21 protein-coding genes, 4 pseudogenes and 1 riboswitch are annotated in these 20,520 nt (G+C 46.6%); of the genes and pseudogenes, 8 read left to right on the top strand and 17 right to left on the bottom strand.

Features of this window, described 5'->3' with window-relative positions; genetic code table 11:
• Nucleotides 1-347: pseudogene (locus N5E84_RS15255) on the top strand (gamma-glutamylcyclotransferase).
• A 266-nt stretch (nt 348-613) separates the two neighbouring features.
• On the opposite strand, the gene ppa reads toward N5E84_RS15255, so the two are convergent.
• Entirely contained in the window at nt 614-1,108 is a 495-nt protein-coding gene (ppa, locus tag N5E84_RS15260; RefSeq protein WP_261676494.1) for an inorganic diphosphatase, read from the bottom strand.
• A 177-nt stretch (nt 1,109-1,285) separates the two neighbouring features.
• On the bottom strand, nt 1,286-2,296 hold the full coding sequence (gene fbp / locus N5E84_RS15265) for a class 1 fructose-bisphosphatase (RefSeq protein ID WP_013855958.1): 1,011 nt from the start codon (nt 2,294-2,296) through the stop codon (nt 1,286-1,288).
• Nucleotides 2,297-2,568: 272 nt separating this feature from the next.
• On the opposite strand from fbp, the gene mpl reads away from it, so the two are divergent.
• From mpl to thiQ, 5 genes and pseudogenes are all read left to right on the top strand, one after another.
• Nucleotides 2,569-3,927: a UDP-N-acetylmuramate:L-alanyl-gamma-D-glutamyl-meso-diaminopimelate ligase gene (gene mpl, locus N5E84_RS15270; RefSeq protein ID WP_019282528.1), complete on the top strand. Its 1,359-nt coding sequence runs from the start codon at nt 2,569-2,571 to the stop codon at nt 3,925-3,927.
• Nucleotides 3,928-3,956: 29 nt separating this feature from the next.
• A pseudogene (locus tag N5E84_RS15275) lies at nt 3,957-4,585 on the top strand (flavin prenyltransferase UbiX).
• A gap of 29 nt (nt 4,586-4,614) precedes the next feature.
• A riboswitch (TPP riboswitch) is annotated at nt 4,615-4,734 on the top strand.
• A 66-nt stretch (nt 4,735-4,800) separates the two neighbouring features.
• Nucleotides 4,801-5,793, top strand: coding sequence for a thiamine ABC transporter substrate binding subunit (thiB, locus tag N5E84_RS15280; protein ID WP_029388290.1), 993 nt, complete (start codon nt 4,801-4,803; stop codon nt 5,791-5,793).
• 13 nt (nt 5,794-5,806) lie between these two features.
• Entirely contained in the window at nt 5,807-7,402 is a 1,596-nt protein-coding gene (gene thiP, locus N5E84_RS15285; protein WP_019282525.1) for a thiamine/thiamine pyrophosphate ABC transporter permease ThiP, read from the top strand.
• A complete protein-coding gene (gene thiQ / locus N5E84_RS15290; RefSeq protein WP_017046452.1) occupies nt 7,396-8,100 on the top strand; it encodes a thiamine ABC transporter ATP-binding protein in 705 nt (234 codons plus the stop codon). Before thiP ends, thiQ begins: the two co-directional genes overlap by 7 nt.
• 55 nt (nt 8,101-8,155) lie before the next feature.
• Here thiQ and yjgA read toward each other — a convergent pair whose 3' ends face one another.
• Nucleotides 8,156-8,683 (bottom strand): ribosome biogenesis factor YjgA, encoded by a 528-nt coding sequence (gene yjgA, locus N5E84_RS15295; RefSeq protein ID WP_010318810.1) that lies wholly within the window; start codon nt 8,681-8,683, stop codon nt 8,156-8,158.
• A 108-nt stretch (nt 8,684-8,791) separates the two neighbouring features.
• On the opposite strand from yjgA, the gene pmbA reads away from it, so the two are divergent.
• Nucleotides 8,792-10,135: a metalloprotease PmbA gene (gene pmbA / locus N5E84_RS15300; RefSeq protein ID WP_010318811.1), complete on the top strand. Its 1,344-nt coding sequence runs from the start codon at nt 8,792-8,794 to the stop codon at nt 10,133-10,135.
• Nucleotides 10,136-10,233: 98 nt separating this feature from the next.
• On the opposite strand, the gene mgtE is transcribed toward pmbA, so the two are convergent.
• The 14 genes and pseudogenes from mgtE to N5E84_RS21415 all read right to left on the bottom strand — a co-directional run bounded on the left by mgtE (nt 10,234) and on the right by N5E84_RS21415 (nt 19,337).
• The gene (gene mgtE, locus N5E84_RS15305) at nt 10,234-11,589 is read right to left on the bottom strand and encodes a magnesium transporter (protein ID WP_019282524.1); all 1,356 of its coding nucleotides are present in this window, start codon (nt 11,587-11,589) and stop codon (nt 10,234-10,236) included.
• 151 nt (nt 11,590-11,740) lie between these two features.
• The gene (locus tag N5E84_RS15310; protein ID WP_019282523.1) at nt 11,741-12,019 is read right to left on the bottom strand and encodes an HPr family phosphocarrier protein; all 279 of its coding nucleotides are present in this window, start codon (nt 12,017-12,019) and stop codon (nt 11,741-11,743) included.
• Between the two features lie 10 nt (nt 12,020-12,029).
• Complete coding sequence (gene rapZ, locus N5E84_RS15315) at nt 12,030-12,887, bottom strand: RNase adapter RapZ (protein WP_019282522.1); 858 nt, start codon at nt 12,885-12,887, stop codon at nt 12,030-12,032.
• 16 nt (nt 12,888-12,903) lie between these two features.
• Nucleotides 12,904-13,350 (bottom strand): PTS IIA-like nitrogen regulatory protein PtsN, encoded by a 447-nt coding sequence (gene ptsN, locus N5E84_RS15320; protein ID WP_013855968.1) that lies wholly within the window; start codon nt 13,348-13,350, stop codon nt 12,904-12,906.
• A 2-nt stretch (nt 13,351-13,352) separates the two neighbouring features.
• Nucleotides 13,353-13,640 (bottom strand): ribosome hibernation promoting factor, encoded by a 288-nt coding sequence (hpf, locus tag N5E84_RS15325; RefSeq protein ID WP_013855969.1) that lies wholly within the window; start codon nt 13,638-13,640, stop codon nt 13,353-13,355.
• A 25-nt stretch (nt 13,641-13,665) separates the two neighbouring features.
• Nucleotides 13,666-15,126, bottom strand: coding sequence for an RNA polymerase factor sigma-54 (locus N5E84_RS15330; protein ID WP_069212112.1), 1,461 nt, complete (start codon nt 15,124-15,126; stop codon nt 13,666-13,668).
• Between the two features lie 51 nt (nt 15,127-15,177).
• Nucleotides 15,178-15,903, bottom strand: coding sequence for an LPS export ABC transporter ATP-binding protein (lptB, locus tag N5E84_RS15335; RefSeq protein WP_013855971.1), 726 nt, complete (start codon nt 15,901-15,903; stop codon nt 15,178-15,180).
• A gap of 2 nt (nt 15,904-15,905) precedes the next feature.
• Nucleotides 15,906-16,406 carry a lipopolysaccharide transport periplasmic protein LptA gene (gene lptA, locus N5E84_RS15340; protein WP_017047032.1) on the bottom strand — a complete coding sequence of 167 codons (501 nt, stop codon included), beginning with the start codon at nt 16,404-16,406 and terminating at the stop codon, nt 15,906-15,908.
• The gene (gene lptC, locus N5E84_RS15345) at nt 16,387-16,950 is read right to left on the bottom strand and encodes an LPS export ABC transporter periplasmic protein LptC (protein ID WP_019282521.1); all 564 of its coding nucleotides are present in this window, start codon (nt 16,948-16,950) and stop codon (nt 16,387-16,389) included. Before lptC ends, lptA begins: the two co-directional genes overlap by 20 nt.
• On the bottom strand, nt 16,947-17,501 hold the full coding sequence (kdsC, locus tag N5E84_RS15350) for a 3-deoxy-manno-octulosonate-8-phosphatase KdsC (RefSeq protein ID WP_202599046.1): 555 nt from the start codon (nt 17,499-17,501) through the stop codon (nt 16,947-16,949). Before kdsC ends, lptC begins: the two co-directional genes overlap by 4 nt.
• Nucleotides 17,501-18,475 carry an arabinose-5-phosphate isomerase KdsD gene (kdsD, locus tag N5E84_RS15355; RefSeq protein ID WP_019282520.1) on the bottom strand — a complete coding sequence of 325 codons (975 nt, stop codon included), beginning with the start codon at nt 18,473-18,475 and terminating at the stop codon, nt 17,501-17,503. Before kdsD ends, kdsC begins: the two co-directional genes overlap by 1 nt.
• A 19-nt stretch (nt 18,476-18,494) precedes the next feature.
• A pseudogene (locus tag N5E84_RS21405) lies at nt 18,495-18,959 on the bottom strand (hypothetical protein).
• Nucleotides 18,880-19,110 (bottom strand): hypothetical protein, encoded by a 231-nt coding sequence (locus N5E84_RS21410; protein WP_410001414.1) that lies wholly within the window; start codon nt 19,108-19,110, stop codon nt 18,880-18,882. Before N5E84_RS21410 ends, N5E84_RS21405 begins: the two are co-directional and overlap by 80 nt.
• Entirely contained in the window at nt 19,092-19,337 is a 246-nt protein-coding gene (locus N5E84_RS21415) for a hypothetical protein (protein ID WP_410001415.1), read from the bottom strand. The genes N5E84_RS21410 and N5E84_RS21415 overlap by 19 nt, the downstream gene beginning before the upstream one ends.
• Nucleotides 19,338-19,786: 449 nt before the next feature.
• On the opposite strand from N5E84_RS21415, the pseudogene N5E84_RS15365 reads away from it, so the two are divergent.
• Nucleotides 19,787-20,517: pseudogene (locus N5E84_RS15365) on the top strand (ATP-binding cassette domain-containing protein).
• The last annotated feature ends 3 nt before the right edge of the window (nt 20,518-20,520 follow it).

Raw genomic sequence — 20,520 nt, forward strand, 5'->3', positions numbered from 1 at the left:
ATGCAACATCTGGTTTTTGTCTACGGCACATTACGCCGTGGTGAAAGTAATGCGCATCTGCTTGAGACAAGCGAAATATTAGGATCGTTCTACACGCCAGCTGACTATGCGCTGTATGATCTAGGTCCATATCCTGGCTTGGCTCAGGGACAGCAATCGATAGTCGGTGAGGTATATCGAGTGGATGAGCAGACACTAGCAAACTCGATCTTTTAGAAGATATTCCCATCGAATATCGCCGTGAAACGATCGAAACCCCATTTGGCCGTGCGTGGATTTATCTCTATCAAGATCACAGCCGTCTTACTGCTGTGATTGATTCTGGAGACTGGTGCCAACGGGTGTAACCGAACGGCGTTGAAAATGGAAATAAAAAAGCCACACAGCGTATTAGCAGGATGTGGCTTTTTATTATAACGACACTTATACCCTTCCTACTTGAAGCTGCAGCAGTGTTGGCTACGTTCGTTCACCCCAATCACATAGTTTGCCTATGCTCATGGGGACTCACTCACTTGCGCCTACCTGCATCTCCAAGTTGTTTGGGTATATAACTATCGTGACTGTTTAATGATGGTGACTACTTTTGAGCACGTTCAAATGAAGTCAGATTTCATGCTCGCGCGGCAGCGGCATCTTCCCATCCATCGACTTTGACCCATTTGCCCGCTTCAAGCTCTTTATAGCGTTCAAAGAACTGTGTAATTTGCGCCTTCAGTAGTGCTGGCAGGTCATTTACGTCTTGAATGTGGTCGTACTCTTTGGTGAGCTTGGAGTGAGGAACCGCCACCACTTTGGCATCTTCACCAGACTCATCGGTCATCTTCAATACGCCAACTGGGCGGCAGCGAATCACCGAGCCTGGCATGAGCGGATAAGGCGTGGGCACCAACACATCGACAGGATCGCCATCGAGCGATAAGGTGTGATTCACATAACCGTAGTTGCATGGGTAGAACATAGGTGAAGACATGAAACGGTCCACAAATACCGCGCCAGATTCTTTGTCGACTTCGTATTTGATTGGGTCGGCGTTGGCTGGAATTTCAATCACCACGTAAATATCATCAGGCAGTGATTTTCCTGCCGGAACGTTGTTTAAGCTCATTTAGCATTTCCTTTTTCGTCGCTGGACTTGAATTGTTTTGGGTTGATTAACAGAACGTAAACGCTTGTGTTGCAACTTTAGCGGTAAATAGGAAACGGTGTAAACCGTAAAAAGAGAGTCTTGCCTCATATTTATCGATAAAAAAAGCGCCTAGAGTTAGGCGCTCATTGAGCTGATTTAATCGCGATTGAGTTCCAAGAACTCTTCCAATTTATGGACCATATTTTTTGAACCGCAGAAGAATGGCACACGTTGATGCAGTTCTGTCGGCTTAATATCCAACACGCGATTGACACCGTCAGAAGCAATACCGCCTGCTTGTTCAATCAAAAACGCCATAGGATTGCATTCATACAATAGACGCAGTTTGCCGTTTGGATGGCTTTGCGTGCTTGGGTATAGATAGATGCCACCTTTGAGCAGATTACGGTGAAAATCCGCCACTAGTGAACCAATGTAACGTGACGTGTAAGGGCGATTATCTTCAGGCACATTCTCTTGGCAGTATTTAATGTATTTTTTGACGCCGGTTGGGAAGCGGATGTAGTTACCTTCATTGATGGAGTAAATTTTACCATCATCGAAGGTCATCATATTGGGGTGTGAAAGATAGAAAGTGCCGAGTGACGGATCATAAGTAAAGCCATTCACGCCGTTGCCAGTGGTATACACCAACATGGTTGAAGAGCCGTAAATAACATAACCAGCCGCAACCTGTTTATTACCGGGTTGTAAGAAGTCTTCTTGTGTTGGTGGCGTGCCGACTGGCGATACGCGGCGATAAATAGAAAAAATCGTGCCGACAGAGACATTGACATCGATGTTGGATGAGCCGTCCAGCGGGTCCATCAACACCACGTATTTTGCATTTTTGTTGAGCTCTTTGCTGAACGCAACCGCTTCATCTTCTTCTTCACTGGCGACACCACACACTTGATCGCGCGCTTCAAGCGCCGCTTTAAATTTTTCGTTGGCGTACACATCGAGTTTTTGTTGTTCTTCGCCTTGAATATTATCCGTACCAACTGCACCGGTAATATCAGCAAGGCCTGCTTTGTTGATTTCTCTATTAACAATTTTTGCCGCAAGACGAATAGAGGACAACAGAGATGAAAGATCACCGCTTGCGTGGGGGAAGTCATGTTGTTTCTCAACAATAAACTCGCCAAGAGTGCGAATCTCAGACATGTTATTTCCTTAACATAGCTATATAGGGGGGAGTGATTGTTTCACAACGCATCCTCTTGTTGGGATGTCGGCCGAAACGAGGCACCCATTTGATAACGTTTGGGTAACACTGCGATTTTAGGGCTTAGATCTTTTTAATGGTAATGAAGTAACAGATTGAGATCTCAATTTGTTTGTCGACTTTTTAGAAGTTGCAAACATGCTCGCTTTTCTTAAATGGATGGTGATAATGGAGACAATCACTCACAACGCCATGTGCGAGGCTAGGATTTATGCATATTCACATTCTTGGGATTTGCGGTACGTTTATGGGCGGTGTTGCCGTTTTAGCGCGGCAATTAGGTCATAAAGTTACCGGCAGCGACGCCAACGTTTACCCTCCGATGAGTACGTTATTGGAGTCTCAAGGGATCGAGATTATCGAAGGCTTTGACCCTGCCCAATTAGAGTCCAAGCCTGATTTGGTGGTGATTGGCAACGCCATGAGTCGCGGCAATCCGTGTGTTGAATATGTGCTGAACCACAACTTGCGTTACACTTCTGGCCCGCAATGGTTGCAAGAGTTCCTGTTGCATGACCGCTGGGTCCTTGCGGTGGCTGGTACACACGGTAAAACCACCACGTCGAGCATGTTGGCGTGGATCTTAGAAGATTGCGGTTACCAACCGGGCTTTTTGGTGGGAGGCGTACTTGGCAACTTTGGTATTTCTGCGCGTTTGGGCGAAAGCATGTTTTTTGTGGTTGAAGCCGATGAATATGACAGCGCTTTTTTCGATAAGCGTTCTAAGTTTGTCCATTATCACCCACGCACTTTAGTGTTGAACAACTTAGAGTTTGATCATGCGGACATTTTTGACGATCTTGAAGCGATTAAGCGCCAATTTCATCATCTAGTGCGTACTGTTCCGGGCAATGGTCGTATTTTTGCTCCGCAAAAAGAGCGCGCATTAGCGGATGTTCTCGCACGTGGCTGCTGGAGCGAAACTGAGTTTACCGGTGAGCAAGCGCAGTGGAAAGCTGAAAAAATTACGCGTGATGGTTCGCAATTTGATGTGTTCTTTGACAATGAACGCGTGGGGCGCGTGACTTGGGATTTGGTTGGCGATCATAATGTCGATAACGCCTTAATGGCGATTGGCGCGGCGCGTCACGTGGGTGTCACTCCGGATTTAGCCTGTCAAGCTTTGGGCAAATTTATCAATACCAAACGTCGTTTAGAGCTCAAAGGCGAAGTGAACGGTATTACGTTGTATGACGATTTTGCTCATCATCCAACGGCCATTGAACTTACTTTGGGCGGTTTACGTAACAAGGTAGGCGATCAGAAAATTATCGCGGTTTTAGAGCCTCGTTCTGCTACGATGAAGTTGGGCGTACATAAGCAAACTTTAGCGGCGTCATTACAGCAAGCCGATTCAGTTTATCTCTATCAGCCGAACAATCTTGCTTGGTCGGTGCAGGATGTGGCTGACCAATGCTCACAACCAGCGCAAGTGAATGATGATATTGATGCTTTCGTCGCGCAAATTGCGCAGGAAGCCCAGCCGGGCGATCACATTTTGGTGATGAGCAATGGTGGCTTTGAAGGTATTCATAACAAGCTCCTACTTGCATTAAATCAAGCCATGTAATGCCAGCGACACAAACGAAATAGAGAGTTATGACAACACAACAGAAAGCCATCACTTTAGCCTTTACTGGCGCTTCAGGTGCTCCTTACGGACTTCGTCTGTTGGAGTGTTTATTGGCTGCAGATTACCGAGTGTATCTTTTGATCTCTTCGGCCGCGCGCGTTGTGCTTGCAACCGAGCACGGTTTGAAGTTGCCCAGTGGGAGTGAGGCAGCCAAAGCAGCGTTGGTGGAACATTTACACTGCGATGCCTCACAGCTTGTCGTGTGCGGCAAAGAAGAGTGGTTTTCACCAGTGGCTTCGGGCTCTGCCGCGCCAAAACAGATGGTGGTGTGCCCATGTTCGGCAGGCAGCGTTGCGGCGATTGCCCATGGCATGTCCGATAATTTGATCGAACGTGCTGCCGATGTCGTGATGAAAGAGCGTGGCCAATTGGTGTTAGTGGTGCGCGAAACTCCGTTTTCCACCTTACATTTAGAAAACATGTTCAAGTTGTCGCAAATGGGCGTCACCATTATGCCCGCTGCCCCGGTTTTTATCATCAGCCGCAGTCAATTGAAGACTTGGTCGATTTTATGGTGGCGCGTATTTTGGACCATTTAGGCGTTGAACAAGGGCTTGTGCCACGTTGGGGATATGACTCACGCCCAACGGTGTAGCTTATTGCGTTAATTCCAATTACAATCCACCTCACTCAACGGGGAGCAAATCATTCATCTCAATGAATGCTGCTGAGATCAAGCGTGAGCTTGGGACCCGTAAACCTGAACCAGATAATGCTGGCGTAGGAATTGGGTTAGGATCTCAGAATAGGAATAATGGAATATTCTCATCCTCCTCAAGCCTGTGCCGCTCAACCAAGGAGAGCGACCAGTTGAACACCACTCTTAATACCATTGCACTTGCCACCATCACCTCTTTTTCAGCGCATGCCGCTGACAATATCCTTACCGTTTATACCTATGACTCGTTCGCATCAGAATGGGGCCCGGGACCGGCGATTGAAAAAGCATTCGAAGCACAATGCGCTTGCGATCTTCAGTTTGTGGCACTCGATGATGGGGTATCGATCCTAAACCGTTTGCGTCTTGAAGGTAATAACAGTAAAGCAGACATCGTACTCGGTTTAGATAACAACTTAATGGCCGAGGCAAAACAGACTGGCTTATTGGCAAATCATAATGTCGAGACGGGCCAAGTCACGCTACCCGGTGGTTGGAGTGATGAAACATTTGTTCCTTATGATTACGGCTATTTTGCCTTTGTTTACAATAAAGAGAAATTAGCAAACCCACCCCAAAGCTTAAAAGAGTTGGTAGAAAAGCGCGATGATCTTAAAGTGATTTATCAAGATCCACGCACTTCAACACCCGGTCAAGGTTTGCTGCTGTGGATGAAATCTGTCTATGGTGAGAAAGCCAATTTAGCATGGCAACAGCTCGCCAATAAGACGGTGACAGTCACCAAAGGTTGGTCAGAAGCCTATGCGATGTTTCTAAAAGGTGAGTCCGATCTGGTGCTCTCTTACACCACCTCTCCAGCCTATCATTTGATTGCGGAAAATGACGCCAAGTACGCGGCTGCCGATTTTGCCGAAGGACACTACATGCAAATGGAAGTCGCTGCGAAAGTAAAACACAGTGATAACGGCAAATTGGCCGATGAGTTCATGCACTTTATTTTAAGTGATCAATTTCAGTCGGTGATGCCAACCGGAAACTGGATGTATCCTGTGACGTCTGTCGCGCTACCGAAAGGTTTTGAAACGCTGGCTGTGCCACCAAAGGCGCTTACCTTTAGCGCACAAGAGGTGTCTGAGATGCGTAAAGCGTGGATCCGTGAGTGGCAAACCGCCTTAACGTTTTAAGGTGCGATAAAGTTTGAATGCTATTCCTAAAATAGGCATTGGGGTCGCGATGCTTGTCGCGACCTTTGTCATCAGTGCTTTGGCGGCGTTGCTGTTACAAGCACCCAGCTTAAATGTGATGCACGTATGGCAAGACCCGTATTATCGCCATGTCACTCAATTTAGTTTTTACCAAGCCAGCTTGTCGATGCTGCTCAGTGTTGGTTTCGCGGTTCCTGTTGCTCACGCACTTTACCGTCGTCGATTTTGGGGACGTGCGCTGCTGATCAAATTGTTTGCAACGACCTTAGTGCTTCCGGTGCTGGTGGGCGTATTTGGTTTGTTGGCCATTTATGGTAATAGCGGTCTGCTCGCCTCGCTGCTCGCGTGGTTTGATAGCAAACTGCCGTTTTCCATTTACGGATTAAACGGTATTTTACTGGCGCATCTGTTTTTTAATCTCCCGTATGCCAGCCGTTTATTGCTGCAAGCGTTAGAGTCGATTCCGGCAGAACAACATAAGTTATGCGCGCATCTTGGCATGAGTCATTGGCACAAATTTCGTTGGGTTGAATGGCCGCGTTTGCGTCAGCAGCTTCCTCATGTCTGTGGTTTGGTGTTCATGCTCTGTTTTACCAGTTTTGCCACTGTGATGGCACTTGGCGGCGGGCCTAAATCAACCACGATTGAGCTGGCGATTTATCAGGCGATCAAATTTGATTTTGATTTACAAGCTGGTGCGCTGCTTGCGCTGTGGCAGATGCTGTTATGCGGGCTGCTGTCTCTATCCATTTCACGTCTAGCGAAGCCATTAGCCATCACCACAGGGCGTCAAGCGAGTGATTATGTGGTTAGTCGAGACAATCGAAAAGCACAATGCTGGGACGGCGCATGGATCTTCCTTGCGTTGCTGTTAGTACTTCCGCCGCTGGTGATGGTCATCTTGAGTGGTTTAAATTCGCAGCTTTTTCACGTCTTGAGTGATGAGCAATTCTGGCGTGCGCTTTGGGCTTCACTACAAGTGGCGTTATTGGCAAGCGTGGTTGCTGTTTCGGCTGGGGTTGCCATACTCATCACGACTCGCGCTTTGCGCCTGCAGCAGCACAACCGTAAGGCGGACCAACTAGAGTTGATTGGCGCGATTATTTTGGTCACGCCAGGGCTTGTTATCAGCACCGGGCTTTTTCTGTTGCTGCGTATCTGGACCGATGCATTTAGCCTAGCGTATTGGGTGGTTTTTTTCGTCAATGGCTTAATGGCATTGCCGTATGTGTTGAAAACATTGGCGCAACCTATGCTGCATATCGCGCAGCAATATCAATGGTTATGTGCCAGCCTTGGCATTAAAGGGTGGCAGCGTTTGCAAGTGATTGAGCTGCGTGCGTTGCGTAAACCCTTAGCGCATGCCTTTGCGATCAGCTTTTTGCTCTCAATGGGGGATTTAAGTGCGATTGCTCTATTTGGTAGCCAAGAGTTTAGAACCTTACCGCTTTACCTGTTCCAACTGCTGGGCAGTTACCAAATGCAGGCGGCGGCGGTGGTTTCTCTTACGCTGTTGCTACTCAGTGTGGGGTGTTTTGCCCTCATTGAGCGGTTATTTCATTCACATTCAAAGGTAAAGCAATGTTAGAACTCAAGGCCGTGCACTATGAGTATCAACAGGAGTGGTTTGAATTTTCGCTTTCTGTACCGCGAGGGGCGATTCTCTCTTTGATGGGGCCAAGCGGAGCGGGCAAGTCGACTTTACTGAGCTTAGTTGCGGGCTTTATTGCACCGAAAAGCGGCGATATCCAAGTACAAGGGCAATCCTTACTTGGGCAAGAGCCACACTTGCGTCCTTTTTCGATGCTGTTTCAAGAGCACAATCTTTTTGCCCATCTCACTGTGCGTGAAAATATTAGCCTTGGGTTACATCCGGGGCTGAAATTAACCACTTCGCAAAAGGCGTTAGTTGAGTGCGCCGCGCAGCAAGTGGGTTTGGCAGCGCTACTTGATCGCTTGCCTGAGCAGCTCTCAGGGGGGCAGCGTCAACGAGTTGCTCTGGCGCGCTGTTTTGTACAACCACATCCTATCTGGCTGCTGGATGAGCCCTTTTCCGCCTTGGATCCGCTACTCAGAGAAGAGATGCTGCTTTTGGTTAAGCAGTTAGCCGCAGAAAGAGCGATCACTGTTGTGATGGTGACGCACCATATTAGTGATGCCAAAGCGATTGCGAGCCATTTTGCGTTTATGGCTCAAGGACATGTGTTAGTGAGTGATCGCATTGAGGCACTTTCCGCGCAACACGCAGACGCGCAGCTCAGTGATTTTGTGCGTGCAGGGGAATAAAAAAAACCTCACACGTTTAGGTGAGGTTTTTGCGTCTAATCAGCACTATGACAGGTTAAACTGACTTATCGTTATGCTCTCTGAGCACTTGGAAAATCTCTCGTGATGCTCTTGGTGGTTTGCTGTTGGCTTTCTCTTTATTTGCTTGACGCGCTAATTGGCGCAGACGTTGACGATCCATCTCTGGATAGAGTGCCATCGCATCTTCAATCGCGCTGTCACCTTTCTCCACAATACGATCACGCATCTGTTCGAGTTTGTGCAGCATAGCGGTATTTTGTGAGTGCTTGTTACGCAGTTTATCCAATGCCGCTTGAATCGGTTCGGCATCGATGGTACGCATCATTTTACCAATGTATTGCAGTTGGCGGCGTCTGGCTTCCATGCTAAAACGTTGAGCATCTTTGATGGCATCCATCAAGTCTTCAGACATCGGAATTTTTGCTAACTGAGACGGCTTCAGAGCAACCAGCTCTTCACCCAGTTTTTGTAGCTCAGTCATGTCGTTTTTCATTTCGGTTTTGCTAACCCAAATGATCTCCTCTTCTTCTTCCCAAGGAGCTTTTTGATTCTTACGCGCCATTTTCTTCATCTATTGAGTTATGTATGTCAGCTATTTTAGCAAGAATCGTGGGGAGAAAGCGAAATTCTTGTTATCCTAATGACATTGTTTGCTAATAATTGATGAGATATGGACGTAAAACAACAAGTTGCTCAGCAGCGCATCGAACTTGAAGCGGCGGTTGCTAAGGCATTAGAGATGGCTGCGCTCAGTTCTGATGCTGCCGAAGTGGCGATCACCAAAAGTACCGGCCTGAGTGTTTCGACGCGAATGTGTGAAGTTGAAAACGTAGAATTTAACAGTGATGGGGCGTTAGGCATCACCGTGTATCGTGGGCAGCGTAAAGGCAGTGCGTCGACGTCAGATCTCAGTGAAAAAGCAATTGCGCAGACGGTCGCTGCAGCGCTTGATATTGCGCTTTACACTTCTGAAGATCCTTATGCAGGCCCTGCACCTAAAGAGTTAATGGTGCGAAATATTCCTGATTTAGATCTCTTCCATCCGGATGAACCTAACCCGGACATGGCCGCTAAAATTGCCATTGCTGCAGAAGAGAAAGCGTTAGCTTACAGCAACAAGATCAAACAAAGTGATGGCGCAAGTTATGACAGCCATTACGGTGTGAAAGTGTATGGTAATAGCCATGGTTTGCTCGCGAGTTATGCCTCTAGCCGTCATAGCATTAGCTGCTGCGTGATCGGTGAGGGTAAAAATGGTGAGATGGAGCGTGATTATAGCTATACCGTTGCACGTCACCGCGACGATTTATGGTCGCCAGAGCTGGTCGGGCAACAAGCTGCAGAAAAAACCATCAGCCGTTTAGATGCAAAAAAATTGAAGACGGGCAAAGTTCCGGTGATGTTTGCCGCGGATGTAGCGACAGGTTTGATTGGTCATTTGGTGATGGCGATCAGTGGTGGCAGCTTGTATCGTAAATCTTCCTTTTTACTTGATAAGTTAGGCGAGAAAATTTTACCCGATTGGTTCAATATTGCCGAAAAACCCCATGTATTGCGTGCGTTGGCATCAAGCCCATTTGATAGCGAAGGGGTGTTTACGCAAGACCGCCAAATCATTACCGATGGCGTGCTCTCGACTTATCTTCTGAGCAGCTATGCCGCTCGTAAAATGAAGATGACTCCAACTGGTCACGCGGGTGGCATCCATAACTGGTATGTTCAATCCACAGGGCAAAATTTTGAGCAGATGCTCAAAGCGTTGGGTACAGGCTTGTTAGTCACTGAAGTGATGGGCCAAGGTGTTAATGCAGTGACAGGTGATTATTCGCGTGGCGCCGCTGGTTTCTGGGTTGAAAACGGTGTGATTCAATACCCTGTATCTGAGATTACTATCGCGGGCAATTTGAAAGATATGTTCCAGCAAATGGTTGCGGTAGGGAGTGATGTCGAAACACGCTCGCAAATCCAAACTGGGTCTATTTTACTTGAATCGATGAAAATTGCGGGCGAATAATCGCTTAATCTGAATATAAAAAAGCTTGGTATAACAACCAAGCTTTTTTTTATGGGTGGTTTGGGTATGTATCACTATAGGGTTACATCAAAATATGGCTACATCAAAATGGTCGCCAAGCCGAGAAAGACAGAAAGCCCAACCACATCGGTGACGGTTGTTAACGCCATTCCGCCAGCAAGAGCCGGGTCGATTTTCATTTTTTTCAGTAAAATTGGGATGGTGACGCCGGCGATCCCTGCAATGAGTAGGTTGGCCATCATTGCTGCGAAAATGATGCCGCCAAGCATCCAATTGCCTTTCCATGCCACCACAATGCCACCAATGATGGTGGCCCACATGATGCCATTTAAAAAACCGATTGCCGCTTCTTTGAATAGCAATTCGCGTTGGTTACTGTCACCGATATGTCCCAATGCTAAACCACGAATGACCAAGGCCACGGTTTGGTTACCTGCGACACCACCCATTGAGGGAACAATGGTCATTAGCACGGCAATGGCAGCCATTTGATCCAGTGTCGCTTCAAACATGTTGGAAACAGAGGCGGCGGCTAGGGCGGCCAAAACATTTGCCCCAAGCCAGATGGTCCGTTTACGAGCGGATTTGACTACCGGAGCAAAGGTATCTTCGTCATCGTTCATACCAGCCATACTCATCATTGAGTGTTCGGCATCTTCACGAATGATGTCAACGACGTCATCAATGGTGATCCGACCGACCAAGTGTTGGTTTTCATCCACCACAGGCGCGGACACCCAGTTGCGACGTTCAAACAGGCTGGCAACATCGGAGTCGCTGGTGGTGACCAAAATCGCCTCATCGGCATCATCCATGACTTCACTTACTGGAATATCCGGTTGCGTGGTCAGCAAGGTGGTGAGTGAGAGATGCCCAATCAGCTTACTTTCATCGTCAATCACGTAAAGTGCATCGGTTGCTTCGGGCAGATCGCCGCGCATGCGTAAATAGCGTAAAACCACGTCAATATCAACATCACCACGAATGGTGATCACGTCGGTATTCATGATCCCGCCGGCTGTTTCCTCTGAATAGGAGAGTGCGGTTTCAACGCGCTGGCGATCAGCGCTGTCCATCTGCGAAAGCACTTCGCGTGACACGTCATCTGGCAAGCTACGCAGTACATAGGCCACGTCATCGGTGTCCATGCCTTCGGTCGCTTCTGCAAGTTTTTCGGGTGCCATTTTGGAAACTAGGGCATCTTTGACGTCTTCGTTGAGCTCATCAAGGATTTCACCGTAGTCTTCTGGGTCGGTGAGTTGCCATAACACCTCCCGGCTTTTACGTGGAGAGGCTTCTAAGAGGTGAGCAATATCTTCTGGCTCCATGTCCTGCAATTGGCGACGGACATGGACAAAACGACCATTTTCTAAAGCTTCGCTGACTTCTTGGAGGGTTAGGTGAGCTTGATCAAATTCAATTTGCTCGGCCATGGTTTCCCCCTACTTAGGATTCTTACAATGTGTTGAATAGTAACTTAATTCTAGGCCTTATTTAATAAGTTCTTATTAAGCACTGAATTTATTTTGACTATCAGGGGCGCGCATGCGCTGTCTGTGGGAGAGTGGAGTGTAAGCCTTGTGCTTACTCGTCTTCATCGAATTTATGTTCAATCAGCGAACTAACCGCTTGCAAAGCAGGCTCTGCTTGTGAGCCTTCAACATTGATGGTGATGTATTGACCTTGTGCGGATTCGAGCATCAATAAACCCATCACACTGTCTGCAGTGGCTTCTTTTCCTTCTTCACTTTGAATGGTGACCACCGCATCAAAAGATTGCGACAGTTCAACCAGCTTAACGGCTGCACGAGCATGAAGGCCCAAGCGATTTTGGATTAAAACCGTTTTACTTAATAGTGGCATACCATCGCTCCTATTGCTGTTTTTCTAATGATGTATGGCGTATCTGTACTTGGTGACCCAATTGAGCAAAGTACTCGCCAAGCTGTTGAGTCAGGTAAACGGAGCGGTGCTTACCACCGGTGCAACCAATCGCAATTGTGAGATAACTGCGGTTGTTTTTTTCGAGCATCGGCAGCCAGTATTCAACAAACTTTTGAATTTGTTGTTTAAGTTCAATTACTTCACTATGGCGTTCAAGAAACGACTTAATTGGCGCATCCAGGCCAGTTAATGGGCGAAGATCGGGTTCCCAATGTGGGTTGGGTAAAAAACGCACATCAAACACGTAGTCTGCATCGTTGGGTAGTCCATATTTGAAGCCAAAAGACTGAAACACCATCACCAGATCTTTGCGCTCACGTCCTTCAATTCGCATGCGTACGGTTTCGCTCAACTCATGCAACGATTGATTACTGCTATCGAGCACTAAATCGGCTTGCTCTTTGAGCGGTGCAAGCAGCGACTTTTCCAATTCAATCGCTTGCGCAAGTGAAGGTTTATCGGCGTTTAATGAGAGAGGATGGATACGACGCGTTTCGCTGTAGCGCTTGAGTAGTGTCTCTTTACTGGCATCGAGAAACAGCACACTAACGTCGTTATTCTGTTTTAGCTGCTCTAAAACATCCGCAACCAAACTAGGCTCTTGGGGCAAGTTACGGATATCAATACTCACCGCGACATTTTGTTTACTGCCTTGGACTGATTGAATAAACGCATCCAACAAGTTGACGGGAAGGTTATCGACACAATAGTAGCCGAGATCCTCCAGTACTCGTAAAGCAACGCTTTTCCCTGCGCCTGATTGACCACTCACAACGATTAAACGCATAGTTTCGGCTCGGTGGTTATTGGTTAGTCATGATGTCGTACAGCTCTTGATCGCTTTGTGCACTTCGAAGCTGTTTTAAAACTTGTTTGTCATTGAGGCGCTCGGCCATACAAGCGAGCGTTTTTAAATGCTCTTTGCACTGCTCTTCAGGAACGAGCAACGCAAACAGTAGATCGACAGGTCGATTATCAATAGCATCAAACTCAATCGGTTCTTCACACTGCAGCAAAACGGCAATGGCACGATCACTGTTGGTCATTCTTGCATGAGGAATGGCGATGCCATTACCAATACCAGTACTGCCCATTTTTTCTCGGCTGAGCATACATTCAAACAGCTCGGTGGAATTTTGACCTGAATACTCAGCAGCGATTTCGCTAATGATTTCTAGGGCTCTTTTTTTACTGGTGCATTGGACCGCACTTTTCGTGCAGTCCAATGAGAGTACTTCGCTTAATTGCATGATTAATGACTACTTAGCTTTTCTTTATGCTTGTTGAGTTGTCTTACGAGTTTATCCACTAAACTGTCAATGGCAGCATACATATTTTCATTGTCGGCCACGGCGTGGATATCACCTTGATTTATGTGGAGCGTAGCTTCAGCGATCTGTTGTACTTTTTCAACACGTAAAACAACCTGTACGTTATTGATATGGTCAAAAAATCGCTCAAGTTTTTGAAACTTCGAGTTTACATAGTCTTGCATTGAATCGGTCAGATCAATGTGATGGGCATTAATATTGATTTGCATAGACTTTCCTTCTCTGTTTTGTGCCTTACAGTAGGCGTTTGCGCTGACTCGATGGAGCAATGCCCAACGATTCACGGTATTTAGCTATCGTCCGTCTAGCTACCTGAATCCCTTGGTCAGCCAGTAGATCTGCAATTTTACTGTCACTTAATGGTTTGGCTGTATTTTCAGCGGCCACCAGTTTTTTAATCAGTGCTCGTATTGCAGTCGATGAACACTCTCCCCCGCTGTCGGTACTGACATGGCTGGAGAAGAAGTATTTCAATTCGAAAATACCACGCGGAGTATGCATGTACTTCTGCGTTGTCACCCTTGATATGGTGGATTCATGCATTTCTACCGCTAAAGCAACGTCATTGAGTACCATTGGCTTCATCGCCTCTTCACCATACTCAAAGAAATCACGTTGATGTTCAACAATACACTTGGCAACTTTGAGCAGTGTCTCGTTTCTACTTTCTAAACTCTTAATAAGCCATTTTGCTTCTTGCAAATTGCTGCGAATGTAGTTGCTATCGGCACTGTTACCTTTGCCTAATGCTGCATATTGTTGATTTATCTTAAGTTTTGGTACGCTATCTGGGTTTATTGTGACCACCCATTTGCCGTGATCTTTGTAAACAGACACGTCAGGCACAACGTATTCGGCGTGCTCGGTTGAAATGTTATTTCCCGGTCTTGGGTCAAGTTGTTGAATGAGCTGCAATACCTCTCGCAGATCTTCTTCTTTTAACTTGGTTTCTTTGATGATCAACTTGTAGTCACGGTTGCCGAGCAGATCAATGTGTTGGATCAGCAGCTGTTTAGCTTCTTCTAACCAAGGGGTACTGGCAGGGTAGGTCGCTAATTGTAAAAGCAGGCAGTCTTGAAGGTTGACTGAAGCCACACCGAGGGGATCAAACTGCTGAACACGTTTACGAACGGCTTCAATTTCATCAAGCTCAATATTTTCATCGGCAAAGCTTTCTAAAATATCATCCAAAGAAACGGTGAGATAACCGTAGTCATCGATGGCGTCAATCAAGGCAAGAGCAATGCTGCGGTCGGTGTCGCTAAACGGTGTGAGATCTAATTGCCACAGTAGATAATCTTGCAGGGTTTGCGTTGTTTCACCTTGGTACACGGGCATGTCATCATCAAGGGCGATCCCTGTGCTGCCTGTGTTCGCGCTGTAGACATCATCCCATGTGGTGTCGATCTCAAGCTCGCTGCTGATTTCGGATTTTTCAATTAAGTCAGAGCTGTCTTGTGGCTCAATATCTAACACCTCAGCACTGGTTTCTTTCTCCTCATTGATGCTATGAACATCGGCGGTGGCATTCTCTTCATAGGCCTCTTCAACATCCAATAATGGATTAGACTCTAGAGCCTCTTGGATCTCTTGCTGGAGTTCCAATGTGGAGAGTTGCAACAAACGAATGGCTTGTTGTAACTGCGGTGTCATCGCTAATTGTTGGCCGAGCTTCAGTTGTAATGAGGGTTTCATTCAGTGCCAGTTACCTTATTATTTTTAGAATTGATGTCACTCTCTACTTAATCATAGACGGAATTGTTCACCGAGATAAACTTGTTTTACCTCTTCATTATTGAGCACGTCATGTGGTGTACCTTCTGCGATCAAACGACCCTGGCTTACAATATAGGCTTTTTCACAGACGTCCAATGTTTCTCGAACGTTGTGGTCTGTGATTAAAACGCCTAAGCCACGATCTCGCAGGTGTTGGATGATCTTTTTAATGTCGATAACGGAAATGGGGTCGACCCCTGCAAAGGGTTCATCAAGCAAAATAAATTGTGGGTTTGCGGCAAGAGCGCGGGCAATTTCAACTCGGCGACGTTCACCACCCGATAGCGCCATCCCCGCACTATGGCGGATATGTTGAATGTGAAATTCTTCTAGTAGATCTTCGAGTTTATCTTGGCGCTCTTCACGGGTCATCGATTCACGGGTTTCAAGTACCGCCATGATGTTATCTTCGACCGATAATTTTCGAAAAATAGACGCTTCTTGAGGTAAGTAGCCGATCCCTAAGCGTGAGCGACTGTGCATAGGTAAAATGCTGATGTCGTGATCATCAATGCTGATCTTACCTTCATCACGAGCGACAAGGCCGACGATCATGTAAAACGATGTGGTTTTTCCTGCGCCGTTAGGGCCGAGTAATCCAACAATCTGCCCCGATTCTACTTGCAAGCTGACGTCAGAGACGACTTTGCGCTTTTTATAGCTTTTCGCTAAATGTTCTGCTTTAAGTATGGCCATAATTATTCTTGTGTCGTAGTGGCTTGCGGCTGAAGCACGGTCGATACTCGCTCGTTAGAGTTACCATCAGCCATCAGTTTCTGTGACGAAATTTTGTAACGAATTTTCGTACCACGGATGATGCTATCGTCTTGTGACAACATGGCTTGATCGATCATCGTCAACTGATCTTCGGCCAATTTGTAATAGAGCTCTTTCGCCTCACCATACAAGGTTTTGCCATCGTCGGTTAATTGCGAAAAAGTGGCGAGGTTGCCATATCCTTCAATTTCTTGAATGGAGCCATCTTTCGCATCACGGGTTACAATCACTTTGTCGGCGTTGATATTGATACTGCCTTGTTTGAGATTGACATTACCAAGGAGTGTCATTTGGTTGCTTTTCATGTCGAGCAGTTGGCTGTCTGCATTCAGATAAATCTGCTGAGCACTGTCGGTAGACAACGCGGATACGTGACCAGAAATCGCTAAACAAGCAATAAGACTAAGGTGTGAGAGTTTCATATCTACCTTGTACATGGTTATAAAGAATAGCGGTATTGTCGGCAAAGTTGCCTTTCATCGCTTGTCCTTGTGTTTCGAATTGTGGCCCAACCAAATCGACCTGATTATCGGCCCAAAAATCGCGATTATTGAGTTGAATGCTCATCTTAATGGTTGAAAGCGTATCAAAACTAGAATCTGCTAATAGGTTTTTTGCCAGTACGTCGTCATACAGTGTGAGTACTTGCTCTTCATCGAGTACGCCGCGTTTAGCGGTAATCTCCCACTCTTGCAAAATACCATCACGGAAGACTTTGAGTATCGGGTACTCGAAAATGGTGTCGCCACTTTTTGCGTAATGATCCAGATGCGTCGATTGAATGATGTAGCTGCGGATACCTTGCTCGTTATAGGTGGTGTTGTCGAGATTTTTTCCACTAAACGACGGTAACTCCAAGTTCGGAGCAACTTGTATATCGGTACTTTGTTCTTTATCGAACAAGTAATAGGCTGACCACGATGCGATAAAAATCAGTATCACATAGAGGACACGAGATAAACTCATACACTTAAGCCTTTGTGCACATCTAACTCACCGCGAGCTTGCAAAATCAAATCACACACTTCGCGTACAGCGCCATGCCCACCTTTTATATGGGTCACGTAGTTTGCGCGTTTAACTAATAGCGGGTGACCATCCGCGACACAGACTTTCAGCGCGACTTTTTCCATTACCGGCCAATCAATCAAGTCATCACCGATATACCCTGTGTGTTCTGGGGCAATATTGAGCTGGCGACAAATATCGTTATAGGCTTTGACCTTGTCATCCTGACCTTGATAAACCAGTGTAATGCCTAATACGGCCATACGGTTTTCGACAATTTTTGACTGCCTACCTGTGATGATCGCCACTTCAATGCCAGCATTCATCAATGATTTTATGCCGTAGCCATCTCGAGTGTGGAAGGTTTTTAGCTCTTCGCCTTGATTGCCCATATAAACTAAGCCATCAGAGAAGACGCCATCCACATCGCAGATCAGAAGTTTTATCTGCTTAGCTATATCGAGAATAGGCGGTGAGACCGGGCCGTAGAGTGTATCAATCATGGTCATCACATCACTCCTGCTTTGAGCAAATCGTGCATGTTTAATGCACCGACCAATGTGCCATTTTCGCACAGCATCAAGCCATTGATTCGTTTATCTTGCATTAGGTTTAACCCTTCGACCGCGAGCATGTTAGGGCTTGCTACCGTTGGGTTTTGCGTCATCACCTCGCTGATTGCCGCGCTGTGAATATCGATTCGTTTGTCTAAGATGCGGCGTAAATCGCCATCAGTAAAGATGCCAATAAGCTGCATGTTGCTGTCTACTACCGCGGTCATCCCCAAGCCTTTTTGACTGATCTCAAGTAAGGCATCGCGGATCAATGCATTTGGTTGCACTGTTGGTAGTGCATCGCCAATGTGCATGATATCAGAGAGCTTGAGCAACAATTTTCGACCTAAAGCCCCACCGGGATGAGACAGCGCAAAATCTTCAGCGGTAAAACCGCGTGCTTGCAAGAGTGCGACGGCTAACGCATCGCCCATCACTAGCGTTGCGGTGGTGCTGGAGGTTGGCGCAAGACCAAGCGGGCATGCTTCTTGTGGGACAGTGATTTGCAAATGAAGATCGGCCAACTTTGCCATATTCGATGACGGGTTGCCTGTCATGCTAATGATGCGAATATTGAGCCGTTTTAGCACAGTAAACAGTGATAAAATTTCCGAGGATTCGCCAGAGTTTGAAATAGCAATTACGATGTCGCCACGCTCGATCATACCAAGGTCACCGTGCGCCGCTTCTCCTGGGTGTACGAAAAATGCCGAAGTGCCAGTACTGGCTAAGGTCGCGGCAATTTTCTTACCGATATGGCCTGATTTACCCATACCCATCACCACCACTTTGCCGTGTTCATTGGCAATGATCATTTCACACGCTTGGCAAAATGAATCGTCAAAGTATTGCTCTAGCTGTTGTAAAGCCGCCATTTCGGTGGCGAGAACTTGCTGTGCAACACTGCGATAATCAAACTGATTCGACATTCGATACTCCGAGTTTGGGTTAAGCGGTCATATTCATAAGTAGATAAGCTTGGTATCCGATAAAAGCGAGGAAGAGCACGCCTCCCTCAATGCGGTTAATACTACGCGATTTCCCTAAAGCCATGGCAACCAGTAGCAGAGATACGCCAAGCATCACCCAAAAATCGCGTCCCATCGCATGCTCACTGAGTATCGATGGATTAAGAATGCCGGGTAAGCCCATCACGGCAAGAATATTGAATTAGAATACGTTCGAGCCAATAATGTTGCCCACAGCCATATCATCTTCGCCTTTCAACACACTTGTGAGTGAGGCGGCCAATTCTGGCAAGCTGGTTCCAACAGCGATGATCGTCAGGCCAATGAAGTCGCTCATGCCAAAAAACTTAGCGATTATGACGGCGTTATCGACTAACACGCTGGCAGCAATCGGCAGAATGATAAGCCCAATTACTACCCAAATAGCCGCTTTTGCGTTGCTCACGCCTTGCGGTATTTTCAGATTCCTGCTCGGCAAGTAGCGCGTCACCATTTTTTTGTTCGTTACGGCTAATGCGTAGCATCGCGATGATAAACACGGCGAAAAGTGCAAACAGCAACACACCTTCATAGAATCCTAAGTGGTTATCCCACAATAACGCACCGCAAGTAATGTGACCGCAATCATCAGCGGCAGTTCACGGCGGAGCACCGCAGAACTAACTGACAGCGGTTTGATGAGTGCCGTAATACCCAAGATCAAAGCAATATTAGCGATGTTAGAACCGAGTACGTTACGACGGCAGTATCGGTTTTCCATCCAAAGCGGCCGTTGCCGATACATCATCTCTGGTGCTGACGATCCCATTGCTAAAATAGTCATGCGATCACTAATGGCGAGATGCCGAAGTTGCGAGCAAGCGCGCAGAACCAAAGACTAACTTGTCAGCGCTCCAGACTAAAACACCAACCTACAATGAGAAAACGCTACCGCTTCGATCATGATGATACCTAATTAATGAAATGAGTGAAAAATGATGCAATTAACCGCTAATTTTGACGTGTTGGTTGCGAAAAGGGAAGCTGAAGATCAATTAATTACGTTCAATTCATGGTTTAGTTAGCTATCCATCAATAAATGACCGGAAGATTGTTTTGGCGAAAGATGATGCTTTACTTTAGGATGTAATTGAACAGTGCTTTTAATTTTAGAACGTTATGCTTATGATTGCCCATCATTTTGGGGCGGAACAACAATAGTGAAACACTCATGATGCCAATCAACGATCTTGTCACAATCAAGATTTAACCTTCTCCCGTTCAGGACGGAAGATTTTCGATGACGTGAGTCTCAGCGTTCCGCAAGGAAAAATTACCGCCATTATGGGGCCATCGGGTATTGGTAAAACCACTTTGCTACGTCTTATTGGCGGACAACTGTTTCCTGAACAAGGTGAGATTTGGTTCGACAAACAAAACATCCCGATGCTCAGTCGCAAAAAGCTGTATCAAGCTCGTAAAAAAAATGAGCATGTTGTTTCAGTCGGGCGCGTTATTTACCGATTTAAATGTGTTCGATAATGTGGCTTTCCCTTTACGTGAACACACTCAATTAGATGAATCGTGATTAAGACATTAGTTTTACTAAAATTAGAAGCGGTTGGTCTGCGCGGTGCCGCCTTGCTCATGCCGAGCGAATTATCCGGTGCATGGCAAGAAGGGCTGCATTAGCGCGCGCGATTGCGCTGGATCCGGAACTGATCATGTATGATGAGCCGTTTGTGGGCAAGACCCGATCACCATGGGCGTGCTGGTGGAATTGATCCGCAATTTGAATCAAGCTTTAGGGTGACCTCGATAGTGGTCTTCATGATGTTCCTGAGTGATGAGCATTGCCGATTGGGTTTATTTGCTGGCTGACGGCAAAGTGATTGCCAAGGAACGCCAAACGATCTTTACCAAAATAGCGATCCTCGCGTACAACAATTTTTACAAGGCGAGGCTGATGGCCTGTACCATTTCGCTTTCCAGCGCAAAGCCTAGAAAAGGATCTATTCTCATGATGT

Origin of the sequence: Vibrio sp. J502, from assembly GCF_025397955.1 — a bacterium.
Lineage (GTDB): Bacteria > Pseudomonadota > Gammaproteobacteria > Enterobacterales > Vibrionaceae > Vibrio > Vibrio anguillarum.

Excerpts from the sequence above, each read along its gene's own strand:
- kdsD (WP_019282520.1), bottom strand. The coding sequence starts at position 18,475 with ATGTCGAATCAGTTTGATTATCGCAGTGTTGCACAGCAAGTTCTCGCC.
- yjgA (WP_010318810.1), bottom strand. The coding sequence starts at position 8,683 with ATGGCGCGTAAGAATCAAAAAGCTCCTTGGGAAGAAGAAGAGGAGATC.
- ppa (WP_261676494.1), bottom strand. The coding sequence starts at position 1,108 with ATGAGCTTAAACAACGTTCCGGCAGGAAAATCACTGCCTGATGATATT.
- N5E84_RS21415 (WP_410001415.1), bottom strand. The coding sequence starts at position 19,337 with ATGACTATTTTAGCAATGGGATCGTCAGCACCAGAGATGATGTATCGG.
- N5E84_RS15330 (WP_069212112.1), bottom strand. The coding sequence starts at position 15,126 with ATGAAACCCTCATTACAACTGAAGCTCGGCCAACAATTAGCGATGACA.
- lptA (WP_017047032.1), bottom strand. The coding sequence starts at position 16,406 with ATGAAACTCTCACACCTTAGTCTTATTGCTTGTTTAGCGATTTCTGGT.
- mgtE (WP_019282524.1), bottom strand. The coding sequence starts at position 11,589 with ATGGCCGAGCAAATTGAATTTGATCAAGCTCACCTAACCCTCCAAGAA.
- ptsN (WP_013855968.1), bottom strand. The coding sequence starts at position 13,350 with ATGCAATTAAGCGAAGTACTCTCATTGGACTGCACGAAAAGTGCGGTC.
- mpl (WP_019282528.1), top strand. The coding sequence starts at position 2,569 with ATGCATATTCACATTCTTGGGATTTGCGGTACGTTTATGGGCGGTGTT.
- lptB (WP_013855971.1), bottom strand. The coding sequence starts at position 15,903 with ATGGCCATACTTAAAGCAGAACATTTAGCGAAAAGCTATAAAAAGCGC.
- hpf (WP_013855969.1), bottom strand. The coding sequence starts at position 13,640 with ATGCAAATCAATATTAATGCCCATCACATTGATCTGACCGATTCAATG.
- fbp (WP_013855958.1), bottom strand. The coding sequence starts at position 2,296 with ATGTCTGAGATTCGCACTCTTGGCGAGTTTATTGTTGAGAAACAACAT.
- kdsC (WP_202599046.1), bottom strand. The coding sequence starts at position 17,501 with ATGACCATGATTGATACACTCTACGGCCCGGTCTCACCGCCTATTCTC.
- pmbA (WP_010318811.1), top strand. The coding sequence starts at position 8,792 with ATGGACGTAAAACAACAAGTTGCTCAGCAGCGCATCGAACTTGAAGCG.
- thiQ (WP_017046452.1), top strand. The coding sequence starts at position 7,396 with ATGTTAGAACTCAAGGCCGTGCACTATGAGTATCAACAGGAGTGGTTT.
- N5E84_RS15310 (WP_019282523.1), bottom strand. The coding sequence starts at position 12,019 with ATGCCACTATTAAGTAAAACGGTTTTAATCCAAAATCGCTTGGGCCTT.
- rapZ (WP_019282522.1), bottom strand. The coding sequence starts at position 12,887 with ATGCGTTTAATCGTTGTGAGTGGTCAATCAGGCGCAGGGAAAAGCGTT.
- lptC (WP_019282521.1), bottom strand. The coding sequence starts at position 16,950 with ATGAGTTTATCTCGTGTCCTCTATGTGATACTGATTTTTATCGCATCG.